This window comes from Candidatus Nomurabacteria bacterium (assembly GCA_020631975.1).
Classification (GTDB): domain Bacteria; phylum Patescibacteriota; class Saccharimonadia; order Saccharimonadales; family CAIOMD01; genus JACKGO01.
On the sequence record JACKGO010000001.1, the window covers coordinates 189,407 to 202,977 of the forward strand.

Genomic DNA, 13,571 nt, shown 5'->3' on the forward strand with positions numbered 1-13,571 from the left:
AGATTTGATTATTAGAGACGATGTTATTTCATATCGAGAAATGTGTGATATTGAGAATGTACAGACTTTACAGCGAGGTATGAATTTCAGATTAAATCCTAAATATTCAGTAGTCCTGATGTCGCAACGATCAAATGCTCAGTATACTGACAGGATTCATGATGATGGTATTACTGTAGAGTATGAAGGCCACGATGTTTCAAGAAAGACATATACTCATAATCCAAAGTTTGAAGATCAAATTGCCACACTTCCTTCTGGAAAACCAACGCAAAACGGCTTGTTTATTAAAGCTGTTAATAATTTCAAAAAAGGTGGTGCAAAACCTGAGTTAGTTAAGATATACGAGAAAATATTACCTGGTGTTTGGTCGTTAAAAGGTGTCTTTGAGCTGATCGATTATATGCAAGTTTTTGATAACGGGCGTAACGTCTATAGATTTATTCTAAAATTATCGAAAAACCAAAGTATAAATAATGATTTAGGCAATCAAGATATCGAGCATACCCGAGTTATTCCTAGTAGAGTAAAGCAAGAAGTATGGAAACGCGATAACGGACAGTGTGTTCTGTGTGGTTCATCAGAAAATCTCCACTTTGACCATGAGTTACCTTTCTCAAAAGGGGGCACCAGTTTGACTTCGAAGAATATCAGGCTTTTATGTATGAAACACAACTTAGAAAAATCAGCGAAAATAGAATAATTAAACTAATTATCATGAAAGATAATCAACTCAATAAAACAGAAGAACAAAGGATAACAATTGCTTTCGGGATCATAGCAACGACGATAGCTTTATTGGCATTTATTGATTCGGGATTTTGGAGTTTTTTTAAAGGCTTGTTTTCAATATCTGGAATTAGCGCATTTATTTATATATTGCTTACAGGCACTATACTTAAATATAAAGATGAAAAATCATTCGGCTTTATGGAGGTACCAAGCAGGATAAGAGAAATGTTCTACGATTTATCAATAGATATTTATGGGAGTAATCTTATATTGGTATTGACCTATATTGCGTACTACTTTATATCTGGTAGAAATTCTTCAAGTCCAGATAATATAGGGATTAAGTACTATTTTGTAGGTGCAGGGATTGCCCTATTGCTACTCGTTTTGTTCATATTTGTAGAAAAACGTCAAAACAGAAGAGAATAATTTACTAGACCACAGAGCTCAGCCATAAAAAATATTCGGACTATATGTTCGGCTTTTTTCTTGTAATACTTTGGTATAAATTTATACTATTTTAACGCGCGATGTGCTTCTGTATAAGAAGTAGGCAGATTAGCAGTGATAGTTTTGTCTATTTGCGGTGATATTGCGCATTCTTTCATTTAGTTATATTATTTGTTTATGAATAAGCACAAGAATAAACATATAGGGTTTCACCATGTAGGGCTTATGGTAAGTGAATTTTTTATAACAGGTTTAATAGTATCATTTTTAACCAGTTTTACATTCTTGCTTATGGGCTTAATCGCGTTAAGTACTACTGTTGCGCTCACCTTTGCAGTAAAAACGGCAATACGTATATGGCGCCAATTACCAACTATACTTGGTTATGGTGATTTAACAGTCGCCAAAACCAAAAAAACAACCCAGCATATTATAATTACTCCAGCACCAAAACGAGCCTCTAGCCGTTTGATGGTGTAAACACTTGGGTATTTATTAGCAGACAGTTCTTACCAACGCATAAATACTTAATTAAATATTAGCTATTAAATAAACATGCCAATTATGATTTATAGTTAAATAGTCAGTTTTTTTCTTAACTTTTTTGATGATTTTTTAAAGTCAGACAAACGCAGACTATTTACCAGACCTGATCTACGGGGATTAACGACTTTTTTGCGTGGATTATTCACACCAAAGAGTGGTTTTAATCCGCTTGAATGTTTGTGCGCCCAAGGGCTTAATCGCCCAGGAGTTATATGGATTTCTTCAACGTCATACGCTTCTAATGACCAAACGCCACAATTACCTATAAAATCTTTTTTACCTATAGGCTGAGTGTTCATGGCTGGTCCGACTCCGACTATAGTACCTTGTGGTACATAAAGACCATCTATGCTTGCGTCTTCTAGCATTAATGCCGTTGGCTCATCATGTGATTTCCTAAAGATAATTGGGACCTCGTCATAGAAGTAAACGCTCGTCCTACTTTGGCCCAGGTCTTCTGTATCATTAATTTGGTCTAGACAGTCTATAAAGCCAATTTCTGCCGCTGAGCAATAGCGATAATTAGTTTTTGCAGTTTCAGTCTGCAGAGTAGCTTCTGGCAGGTGTATTCCAAGTGAGGGTAAAAGTACCTTACCAACCAGACGTCTCACGCGGTTTGTAACTGGTGCTCCTTCTGCGATATCTTGGTATAAACTGCTTACTAAATGATGCGCCGGAAGAGGGAGTGCATTCGTATCTCGTCGTTCGTGACTATGTGGATAAGCATAGTCTAAAATTGCTTTCCCGAAATTGCGGTGAGATTCCCCTATTTTTTGCCATTCACCAATATTATTGGCAGCTATTTGTCTTTGCTTGCCTGAAAGTTTACGAAACCTTTCATATATCCTGTCTTCATTCATAACTAAATAACTGTACAAACCACCATATTAAAAGTATATAATATAACAAAACAGTAATAATAACAAACTTACTACCTTAAAAGCACCCTCATTCCAGCCTAGTAAAAAAATTATAAAAATACATAAATTTAACACGGTCGTCGTAAATATATGTATTTTGATTAAAGTAGGTGTTAAGGGTGGATGAAATGGTGTTATTTCTAAGTACCTTGCAAAAAAGTATAGAACTATTGGGAATACATATGTGAAGAATTATTAACCTATTGTGGGCGGAGTGGTAGTTTGAGGCTCTGGCTGGTCAGGCGTAAGTGCGTCTATGACAAGTTTATCTATTTGATCCATAGACATATTGGCTTTGACCTGGTAACCAACTATGCCGAGTTGCCGTAGATTTGATGGTGCCTCTGTTTCGTTAAGGTTAGATACTACAAGTACCTTGATATTTTTACCCCAGCTACTGTTACGCATGGTTTCTAGTACTTGCCCACCACTTATATCTGGAATCATTAGGTCTAGCAGTACTAAATCTGGTATTTCTTTTTGAATAAAATAAAGTGCCGTAATACCGTTATATGCTATATAGCATTGAAAGCCGAGCAGCTCTAACCGAGTGCGATATATTTCTGCTAGATCCATGTTATCTTCTACAATGATGATTTTTTTAGGTGATGTGGTATCCATGATAGTGCTTATTATAAACGACAGGTTACTGACTTACCACCGCAACTACTAGCGCTTGTGCTTGGCTAGCGCCACAATTAATGGTATAAATAGCCTGACACAAATTGTGTTGTACTCCTACCTATGTTAGGCGGTGGTTCTGGTGCCAAGAAGTACCAGCACGCTGTATGATGTTTTTCACGACAACAGTTGTACTTCAGCGATGCGTATGCGCATCACCGACCAAGTGATGCAACGAGCGCTTGCAGGCCACAAAAATTATAAGAAGAACGTGGCCAAGGCTTTCCGGGAACGAGTCAAGAAAGATTACGGCTCGGACCCAGGGTGGGTCGAATTCAGTGATCTGGACTTTGTCGTCATCCGAGAGCTAGACGCTGAAGTCTAGCACAGAGTACGGGTTATAGGGCGGCCGAGCAATCGGCCCCCTACCCTCTATATATATTTTTTGGCAAAACTATCATACATATAAACAAAAACTATTAAGTGATATGATTATACAAATGAATACACTACTTTCTCCATACGGAAGAATCAACAGGGCTACGTATTGGAAGACTATCATCGTACTTTATGTGGGCTATTTATTGGCAGTGTTTTTAGCTGCGATGGTGCTTGAATCTAATGTTAATGATGCAGCTGTCTTCATGGCTGTGATAGGTTTAATATTTTTAGCGTTCGCCTATTTTTATGTTAGTTTGGTACTGTTCTTAAAACGTGGCCGTGATGCCGGCAATGCAGTGTTGTGGGCGGCGATAGGCCTGATAGTGCCATTTGGTTTTATTATCGTTGGTATTTTACCGTCTAAAAAAACACTGTAGTATCGTTGATTCAAAGGGTTACATGCTCATGCTTTATGTGGTATAATTTTACCTAGATATTCTTTGTGGAGGGGAATCATAAAAACTACAAATATTAATCGTAAAAAAATACGAAAATTGTATACATCTATCAAGAGGTCTATACAGCACTTTAGCATGTTATTTTTACGGTATTTTAGTGTAGCGATTATTAAATCGTATGTACTTATAGCCAAGTGTATAAGCTATATACGACTCCATTACACAAAACCTCTTCGCGCCAAGTTGCTTGTTCGTTACCCTGCTTTGCAAAAGTGGGATACATGGAAGTTCAGACCACACACCAGAAATGCTACGGGTATACTGAGCGCTTTTTTAATAGTGACACTCCTTATGCAGTCACCGCTGCGGGCTGCTCCAGATATTTTGCACGATTGGGATCTTACCAACGCTGCAGACTATAGTTACGACGATGGGATAGAAGTTGTATCTGGCGCAGCTCGCTTAAAAGCCCAAAATTATACTAGTGACGCACAAACAAATGCTTTGTATCATTTTGATGAGTCTGGGGGTGCATTTATAGGAGACAGCTCTAGTAATGCCAACAATGCAACACTCAGTAATGGTAACTTTGCATCGGGCAATCTAAATAACGCAGTTAGTTTAAACGGTACAGACACTAGTATCTCTGTGCCGAATAGTCCGAGTTTACAGCTTGGGCAACAGCAAAGTATCGAAAGCTGGGTAAAGTTCAATAATAATTTTACTGTAAGTAGTAGCGATAGGCGCAATGCTGTCATAGACAAAGGTGACTACCAAGTGTATTTTGATAATGAAACTGGTAAATTAACGTATGAGCTAGCAAATGCAAATGCTACAGACTGGACACAAGCAGGTGGTGGCTGGAATGTCGGTGGCAAACGGTTGGTATCTAGTACGGTGGCCATTGGTAACACGGTCTATGCTGGTATCGGTAATAGTGTTTCCGATGCTGAAGTATGGCGGTGGGACGGAGCTGCATGGACGATGATTGGTGGCGATGGCATCAATAATGGTTGGGTTGACCAGACCTTTGAAGAAGTAACCTCGCTTGCTACAGATGGAACAAATATTTACGCTGGGCTTGGTAACACAGCTGGCGATGGCGAAGTTTGGGTGTGGAACGGTAGCTCTTGGACGAAAATCGGTGGCGACGGTATCAATAGTGGTTGGGGAGCATCTACTTTTGAGAACGTCCCTTCCCTACGCTTTGTAAACAGCCAGTTATATGCAGGGCTTGGTGCGAGTGCTAACGACGCAGAAGTATGGCGCTGGAACGGTAGCTCTTGGACGAAAATCGGTGGCGACGGCATCAATAGTGGCTGGGCTGGTGGTTACGAAAGTGTTTATGCGTTAACAGACGATGGAACGAACATATATGCTGGGCTTGGTAATTCTACAGGCGACGCAGAAGTATGGCGTTGGAACGGTAGCTCTTGGACGAAAATCGGTGGCGATGGGGTAAGTAGCAGCTGGAATACAAGTTACGAATCAGTGCGCTCGCTTAGCTACATGGGTGGTCAGCTTTATGCAGGCATAGGTGACGGCACGACAGACGCAGAAGTCTGGAAATATAACGGTACAACCTGGAGCCAAATCGGTGGCGACGGTGTAAGTGGCAGCTGGAATACAAATTACGAATCAGTATATAGCTTGGCGAATGATGGGTCAGTATTATATGCCGGTCTAGGCAGTGGAAATGGCGATGGTGAGCTATGGGAGTATAACGGTACAACCTGGAGCCAAATCGGTGGCGATGGTGTAAACAGTAGTTGGTCCACTAACGAAGGTGACAGCGTATTTGCCCTTACGTCTAGTATGGGTAAGGTTTATGCTGGTTTATATGACGCCAGAGGTGGTGGTTATTTATATTCGTACAATGGTAGTAGCTGGACAGTTCTAGGTGGCCAACACCTCAATAATAGTTGGGGATATTATGGTCAAGGTTCAGTAGAAGTCATGCAAGTAGCTGGTGATTATTTATACGCTGGGCTTGGTATTGCAGCAGGTTCTGCACAAGTATGGCGTACAAATGGTAATGGCTGGGAGCTTGTTGGTGGCCAAGGTGTTAATGGCAGCTGGGACCCAAATACGTATGAATGGGTATCTTCTATGAGTAGCCATAATGGTAAGTTATATGTTGGTCTGGGTGCGTCTACAGGGGACGGTGAGGTTTGGGAGCTTACTGGCACGAGTTGGACGAAAATCGGTGGCGATGGCGATAATGGCGGTTGGGCTAATAATTACGAAGAAGTAAATTCGTTAGCTAGTTTTGGTGGTTACTTATATGCCGGGCTTGGTAATGGTGGCAATGATGCCGAAGTATGGCAATGGGATGGATCATCATGGACACATATTGGCGGTGATAGTAAAAACAATGGTTGGACGACAAATTATGAACGCGTAAGTGCCATGGGTGTATTAAACGGGCAACTCTACGTTGGTTTAGGTGCGAGTGCTGGTGATTCAGAAGTATGGCGCTGGAACGGGTCGGTTTGGACAAAAATCGGTGGCGACGGTGTTTTTGGCAGCTGGGACCCAACTACCACTAATATGCATGAGCAGGTTGAATCTATGATGCCATTTAATAATAAACTTTACGTGGGGCTAGGAAACAGTGCAGATGATGCAGAAGTCTGGGAATATGACGGCACAGCCTGGATACAAATTGGCGGTGACGATATTAATAATAGCTGGGTTTCTGGCACTTATGAACGTGTCCGTACCATAGCAAGCTATAATGGTGAACTAATAGCTGGACTTGGTAGTAGCACGGGCGATGGCGAAGTTTGGAAATACGATGGTACAAATTGGAGCAAAATTGGTGGGAATAGCACTAATGGCTCATGGGCAAATACGGTAGAAGAAGTTCGTTCCTTTAGTGCGTATAAAGGCAAGCTATATGCTGGGACGGGTTCTAGCGCAAATGTAGATGCCAATGTCTGGACATGGGGCGATAACGGCTATGTACAATCTAACACAAATACTTTTGATACTAATTGGCATCATATTGCTGCAACCTACGATGGATCTACCATGAAAATATATATTGATGGCGCCCTAGACGGATCTTTGACAAAATCCTTTAGTGTTGCCACAAGCAATCGTGATGTACTCGTTGGCACAGGATATGGCGGGCGTGAATATGGTAAACCACTTGCCCGATTTGATGGGTTGTTAGATGAAATGCGCTTAAGCTCAGAGGTGCGACCAAGCTTTACGACCACACCGTATAAAAATACACCCCAAGCAATTAGCCCAACGACAAGCGTGCGGACAAGTGGTGTGTGGCATTGGGATACCATTGACGATACATCAACTACAAACGGGGGCAATGTGTTTTATAGGATTTCTGTGGATGCAGGTACCTCGTGGTTATATTGGAACGGCAGCACCTGGGCGGTGTCTGGTTCGCTGGCGCAAGCGAATGATAAAGCAACGATAACCACTCATTTTGATAGCTTACCTATTACTTTTGATGGTATGCGATGGCAAGCAGTATTATCTGGTGACGGTACGCAACAAATATCGTTAGATGGTGTGAGCGCACAAGCCACGTCGGATACAAGTAAACCAACTAATAGCGCCAACCCAATTAACGGATATACTGCCAATGGCGGTAGTGCCCTTCCACAAAATAATTGGACAAATGGTGCTTCACCATACTTTACTTGGGATGCTGGGTCAGACGGTCAAGGCGGTGTTAGGGGATACTGCGCATACGTAGGGCAAGATAGCATGGCCGACCCAACAACTACGAAAGGTCTACTGGGCAACAGCCCTACTGCTACTGGTGGCAACTGCCAATTTTTGGTGTCCGGCACGAATTTAGATTTGGCAACTCCTGGATATATGCAAACTCCAATGACTAGCTCTAACAGCCCATATTATCTTACGTTGCGTGCGATAGATATGGCTGGCAACGTTGCGGCGACATCTATGCAGTTTAGCTTTAGGTTCGATAATACACCCCCTACTAACCCAACGTTTATAACTGCCCCGTCTGGTTTTGTTAACACGAAACAAGTTACCATGACATGGCCAACAACTGGGCCCGGTGCTGCACAAGATGACAACTCGGGTTTGGTTGGCTTGCAATATAAAATAGGCATAAATGGCACATGGTATGGTGACTTTCACACTGGCACTCAAGAAATAAACGATATATTAGCCAATGACGGCTCATATATGACGCAAGATCCAATAGATTTTAATAATTTAACAGAAGGCATTAACACAGTATATTTTAGAACATGGGATGCCGCTGGTAACGTTACGACCAACTACACTACAGCTACGTTAAAAATCAACACAAGTGGCGCGCCAAGCGAACCAAATAATCTAACAGCCACGCCTAGCTATAGCACGACGAATTCATTTGGTTTTAACTGGGATACACCTACAACATTCATTGGCGATAGTAACAACCTAACGTATTGCTACACTGTTAATACCACACCATCGGCGGGTTCATGTGCCTATACAGCAGCAGGCTCTACAGTCTTAAGTTTAGGACCGTACGCTACCCAACCGGGCCAAAACACTTTATATGTAGTAGCAAAAGATGAATCAAATAATATTAATTATGCCAACTATGCTTCGGTTACTTTCACGGCGAATACACCATCGCCTGGCATTCCCCGCAATACAGATATCGTGGATGTTTCTATTAAAGCAACAAGTAACTGGAGACTTGCCCTGACGTGGGAAGAACCAACGAACGCGGGCGCTGGTATCGCTAATTACAAGGTGTACCGATCGAATGACAATGTTACATTTTCACAAGTTGGCAGTAGCTCTAGCACAACATATATAGACGCAGGCTTATCCAAACAGCGTTATTACTATAGGGTAACTGCGTGTGATAGTACTAATAATTGCGGTGCTACAGGAACGGTTGTGTATGAAACTCCAACTGGTAAGTTTACGAGCCCAGCAGGCATCACGAGCCAACCGGTCATAAATAATGTGACGACTAAAAAAGCGACTGTGAAGTGGGCGACAGATAGAGCGAGTGATTCTAAGATAGCAATCGGAACGAAAAGTGGCGAATACAGTTCTAGCGAAGTTGGTAATTCTGCTCAAGTAACAGATCATACACTGCGACTTGATAATTTAGCACCTGGCACAACGTATTACTACGTAGCTAAGTGGACTGATGAGGATGGTAATACTGGCAAAACTACAGAAAAAAGCTTTACTACATTGCCTGCCCCATCAATCAAAGAAGTTACAGCGAGCAATGTCAGCCTATCTGGCGCAACGATTGATTTTACAACGAGGGGCGCCACAAAGGCGACGGTATATTATGGCACAAGTGAATCGTTTGGTGGCATTATTAACGTTAATACTTCTACCAGTGAGTCACGCTATCAAGTGCAATTGCAAGATCTAACAGATGGTGCAAAGTATTACTATATGGTGAGCACCTACGATTCAGAAGGCGCAGAATATAAAGGCAATATTGCATCCTTTGCTACCCCACCACGACCACGTATTACTAACTTGCGGTTCCAGCCTGTTACCGGCGAGCCTACGAGTACTCAAAAAGTATCTTGGCAAACGAATGTCCCCAGTACTTCACAAGTAACGTATGGTGTCATTGGTGGTCCTGTCGCAGAACAACAAGACTCTAATATGACGCTTAATCATGAAGTTACTATTAAGAACTTGCGTGATAATAGTGACTATAGCCTTGTTGCCCAAAGCCGCGATGCCGATGGCAATCTGGCGGTATCTGACAAGCAGTTATTTAAGACAGCGCTAGACACACGGCCACCAAATATTTCTGATATTGTAGTAGAATCATCAATTCGTGGGAGCGGATCTGAAGCACGCGGACAAATAGTTGTTTCATGGCGAACAGACGAACCAGCTACCAGCCAAGTTGCCTACAGTGAAGGTTCCGGTGCGGTCACATTCAATAGCAAAACAGCAGAAGATACCAAATTAACAACAGAACATTTAGTAATAGTATCCGATTTGCCTACATCGAGAGTGTTTAGTTTGCAGCCTCTTTCTGCTGATGGCGCAAACAACCAAGGCACGGGTAGCACCGAAACCGCTATCATTGGCCGTGCATCAGACAATGTTCTTACAATTGTATTTAATTCATTACGTTCAATATTTGGATTATAAATATTTATGCAAACACCATTGTTTACCACCAAAGACGTAGAACTCACCTTTACAAGTGGTGATCAGGTTGTGCATGCCGTTAAAAAAGCGAACATTATCATTCCAGAAAAAGAATTTACCATTATATACGGAGCATCTGGCAGCGGCAAATCTAGCTTGCTTAACATTATTAGTGGGCTGCAAAAACCTACGAAAGGCCTCATTAGGTTTAGCAATGAAGATATTTATGCAAATACGAATAATGAGCTTGCAAATTTTAGAGCGCGTCAACTTGGCATTGTATACCAAACGAACTACTGGGTAAAAAGCCTCAATGTTTTAGAAAACGTATCTATGCCACTCTATTTTCTTGGATACACTAAAGATGGTGCTCATAAAATAGCCAAAGAAGCACTTGCAAAAGTGAATATGCACGAATACGCAAGAAAGTACCCTACGATGCTTTCTGGTGGTGAACAGCAGCGGATAGCTATGGTGCGTGCTATCGTCAGTGATCCACCTGTCATTATTGCCGATGAGCCAACCGGAAACCTGGACAGTAAAAATGGTGATATGATTATGAATTTATTAAAAGATTTGCGCGATAATCAGGGCAAAACAATCGTACTCGTAACGCATAACCTAGAATATCTTTCACTGGCTACGCATTTGTTAGAAATCCAAGATGGCGAAGTCAGTGAAATTACTCATGATGCAATCCCGCGTAAAGTAAAGCTTATCTTAAAAGACGTCCAAAACAGAATCGCTTCATTAGCCGGAGAAACGTCGTGAAAAAATCTGAGCGTAAGTCTTTAGCTAACAAGTCTACTGTTCATCCGTCCATTTTATTATCTATAGCCATGAGCAATTTACTTAGTAAAAAGTTACGTACAGGTCTTACGGTTTTTGGCATCGCAATTGGCATAGGTGCAATATTCTTCTTATTATCTTTCGGTATCGGTTTGCAGCGCCTGGTGACCAATCAGGTTATCGGCAATCAGTCTATTAAAACCATAGATGTTAGTAGTCCTAATGCAGGGCTTGTTAAGATAGATGACGTAAACACAAACCGCATTAAAGAGATTCCAAACGTAGACACCGTTGGACAAGCCTACTATTTCCCGGGTAGTTTTAAAATAAGCGGTAGTGAGTCTGATGGCATCGTGTATGGCGTAGACCAACCGTACCAGAGTTTAACATATTTAAATCTCATAGAGGGTTCACTCCTAGGTGATGAGACTGAAAAGAGCGGTCTTATTATAAACAAAGCAGCACTAGAAGCAATTGGGTTAGCTGGAAAGCCAGCAGACGTCATAGGAAAACCTATAGAGGTTACCATTCCCCTTTCAAATGCTACCGAAAAGGCAGGAACACTCAATAAAGAACTGCCTATTGTAGGGGTTATTGACTCTGGTAGTGGTGCAGAACTGTTTGTATCGAATACTATTTTTCGTGAAGCTGGTGTTAAAAACATAACGCAACTTAAGGTGGGTGCTCGTAACGTAGAAGACGTTAAAACAATCCGAGCACAAATAGAGAGTCTAGGGCTCGAAACTTCATCACCTGTAGATACTTTGAATGAAATAAACCAAGTCTTTAAGTTTTTAAACTTTATCTTAATAGGCTTTGGAAGCATTGGCATGGTTGTTGCCGTCCTTGGTATGTTTAATACACTAACCATATCTTTGTTAGAGCGGACCAGAGAAATTGGGCTCATGGTGGCGCTTGGGGCACGATCAGTAGATATGCGTCGCTTGTTTGTGCTTGAAGCAATGCTCTTATCGTTTATTGGTTCTGTGGTAGGAATACTAGGCGCATATTTAATTGGTAGAATTGTAAATACAATCATGAATGTATTTGCACTACGTCGTGGTGTTCGTGAAAGTTTTGATTTATTTGCTTCCCCCCCTTTGATGATTTTGGCTATGGTTATCTTTATGACTTTTGTAGGGCTAATTGTTGTGTACTTACCAGCCCGTAGAGCAGAAAAAATCAACCCTATAGATGCACTTCGCCGCGAATAACCAATATTTTTCTAAAGAATGTAACAAATAACACGATTAACGAGCCATAGCAGACATGTTCATCTTATAAAAATTGACATATTATATTTTGTATGGTCATAATATCTATTAAAGCTAATAGGAGTTAGAAATGAAAAATACAAGTGGTAACCCTGAGTCGGTTTGTGCCGTAGAAACGGAATGTCCCATAAGTGATACTATTGCAAAAATGGCAATTAACGCAGCAGAAATTCACGATTCTAGTGATCGTTTAGCAACGTTTAAAGAGCTAGGTAAGGCTGCAAAAGCTGCCGAAAAAATCTGCCGGGCGTGCCGTATGGTTAGTTATATGCGCGGCTATATTGCACCTGTCAATGAAAGCGCAGCTATTAATAATGAAACTATAGAATATCCGGATGTAGTTTTACATGAAGACCCAGCTACTTTGGCTAATGAGACCGGTGCTACAGCACCTGATATTGAAGATGCACCATCCTGGGCTAATCCCAAACCTGAAGCAGGTCATCAATTCTTTTTACCTAACGATAGAAAAGAAGTGCAGCTAATTATGCAATATTTTATTCAAAAAAAAGGTGAACATGTACGTCCAAGACAAATAGTAGAACACATAAGTAATGCATTAGGGCTAAGTGAATCAGCCGCTCGTCAACGTTGGAATAAATACGTTCTTCCGTCACTAGTATCAGCAGGCTTGATTACATCAGAAGGTTATACTAGCTCAAAAAAATTTACGTGGGTAGGTGACGTGTCAAGTGGTGTTCAGCAAGCAGAACCAGATCCTACTGCGCTAAACCAAACTATTCCTACACCTGAAATTATCGCACAACGAGATCCAAACCTTAGCCAGCACGACTATGCCGAAGAACCCGATCAAGAATCATTAGAGCAAGATCTTACAGAACTGACAGATTGGGGATTGGCAGTCAGCAAATTGCCGGATGATGAACAAAGCAGTAGGCAATGGGTTCCGTCATTCTATATAGACGGTCGTAGACTATTGCTAGAATGGGATGCATGCTATACGTTACTTGGCTTAGCAAATCAACCAGATGGTATTGACGCTGTTAGCCTGTTTGAAGATTTACAGCACCTTGATCATAGACTAACACTAAAAAAAGTAAGAAGTAGTATAGGGCGATGCGAAGCCGTGTTTGCGCTTTCGGGTAACACAAAAGCAATTGTTAAAACAATTAACCCAGACACGAATGCTACACATTATGCACTCGCTGGTAGGTCATATACAGAAAATGCAGACCAAGAGGCTATACAAGATTTTTTAGCCCACGGGCGCCCCGTACAGTAAACGGTGTGCACAATAAAGAACG

Annotated in this window: 10 protein-coding genes; 8 read left to right on the plus strand and 2 right to left on the minus strand. The window is 41.4% G+C overall.

Annotation, left to right across the window (positions count from 1 at the left end):
- Positions 1–10 precede the first annotated feature (10 nt).
- From H6795_00980 to H6795_00990, 3 genes are all read left to right on the plus strand, one after another.
- Positions 11–703, plus strand: a complete 693-nt coding sequence (locus tag H6795_00980; protein ID MCB9817096.1) for an HNH endonuclease — start codon at positions 11–13, stop codon at positions 701–703.
- Positions 704–717: 14 nt separating this feature from the next.
- Positions 718–1,161 (plus strand): hypothetical protein, encoded by a 444-nt coding sequence (locus tag H6795_00985; GenBank protein MCB9817097.1) that lies wholly within the window; start codon positions 718–720, stop codon positions 1,159–1,161.
- A gap of 198 nt (positions 1,162–1,359) precedes the next feature.
- On the plus strand, positions 1,360–1,662 hold the full coding sequence (locus tag H6795_00990) for a hypothetical protein (GenBank protein ID MCB9817098.1): 303 nt from the start codon (positions 1,360–1,362) through the stop codon (positions 1,660–1,662).
- A 95-nt stretch (positions 1,663–1,757) separates the two neighbouring features.
- Here the strand turns inward: H6795_00990 and H6795_00995 are convergent, their stop codons facing one another.
- Both H6795_00995 and H6795_01000 read right to left on the minus strand, forming a co-directional pair.
- Entirely contained in the window at positions 1,758–2,588 is an 831-nt protein-coding gene (locus H6795_00995) for a hypothetical protein (GenBank protein MCB9817099.1), read from the minus strand.
- A gap of 255 nt (positions 2,589–2,843) precedes the next feature.
- The gene (locus tag H6795_01000; protein MCB9817100.1) at positions 2,844–3,269 is read right to left on the minus strand and encodes a response regulator; all 426 of its coding nucleotides are present in this window, start codon (positions 3,267–3,269) and stop codon (positions 2,844–2,846) included.
- 500 nt (positions 3,270–3,769) lie between these two features.
- On the opposite strand from H6795_01000, the gene H6795_01005 reads away from it, so the two are divergent.
- The 5 genes from H6795_01005 to H6795_01025 all read left to right on the plus strand — a co-directional run bounded on the left by H6795_01005 (position 3,770) and on the right by H6795_01025 (position 13,549).
- On the plus strand, positions 3,770–4,087 hold the full coding sequence (locus H6795_01005) for a DUF805 domain-containing protein (GenBank protein ID MCB9817101.1): 318 nt from the start codon (positions 3,770–3,772) through the stop codon (positions 4,085–4,087).
- Positions 4,088–4,459: 372 nt separating this feature from the next.
- The gene (locus H6795_01010) at positions 4,460–10,243 is read left to right on the plus strand and encodes a hypothetical protein (GenBank protein ID MCB9817102.1); all 5,784 of its coding nucleotides are present in this window, start codon (positions 4,460–4,462) and stop codon (positions 10,241–10,243) included.
- A 6-nt stretch (positions 10,244–10,249) separates the two neighbouring features.
- Entirely contained in the window at positions 10,250–11,014 is a 765-nt protein-coding gene (locus tag H6795_01015) for an ABC transporter ATP-binding protein (GenBank protein MCB9817103.1), read from the plus strand.
- Positions 11,011–12,246: an ABC transporter permease gene (locus tag H6795_01020; GenBank protein ID MCB9817104.1), complete on the plus strand. Its 1,236-nt coding sequence runs from the start codon at positions 11,011–11,013 to the stop codon at positions 12,244–12,246. The genes H6795_01015 and H6795_01020 overlap by 4 nt, the downstream gene beginning before the upstream one ends.
- A gap of 130 nt (positions 12,247–12,376) precedes the next feature.
- Positions 12,377–13,549, plus strand: coding sequence for a hypothetical protein (locus tag H6795_01025; protein MCB9817105.1), 1,173 nt, complete (start codon positions 12,377–12,379; stop codon positions 13,547–13,549).
- The last annotated feature ends 22 nt before the right edge of the window (positions 13,550–13,571 follow it).

Excerpts from the sequence above, each read along its gene's own strand:
- H6795_00985 (MCB9817097.1), top strand. The coding sequence starts at position 718 with ATGAAAGATAATCAACTCAATAAAACAGAAGAACAAAGGATAACAATT.
- H6795_00990 (MCB9817098.1), top strand. The coding sequence starts at position 1,360 with ATGAATAAGCACAAGAATAAACATATAGGGTTTCACCATGTAGGGCTT.
- H6795_00995 (MCB9817099.1), bottom strand. The coding sequence starts at position 2,588 with ATGAATGAAGACAGGATATATGAAAGGTTTCGTAAACTTTCAGGCAAG.
- H6795_01000 (MCB9817100.1), bottom strand. The coding sequence starts at position 3,269 with ATGGATACCACATCACCTAAAAAAATCATCATTGTAGAAGATAACATG.
- H6795_01005 (MCB9817101.1), top strand. The coding sequence starts at position 3,770 with ATGAATACACTACTTTCTCCATACGGAAGAATCAACAGGGCTACGTAT.
- H6795_01010 (MCB9817102.1), top strand. The coding sequence starts at position 4,460 with ATGCAGTCACCGCTGCGGGCTGCTCCAGATATTTTGCACGATTGGGAT.
- H6795_01015 (MCB9817103.1), top strand. The coding sequence starts at position 10,250 with ATGCAAACACCATTGTTTACCACCAAAGACGTAGAACTCACCTTTACA.
- H6795_01025 (MCB9817105.1), top strand. The coding sequence starts at position 12,377 with ATGAAAAATACAAGTGGTAACCCTGAGTCGGTTTGTGCCGTAGAAACG.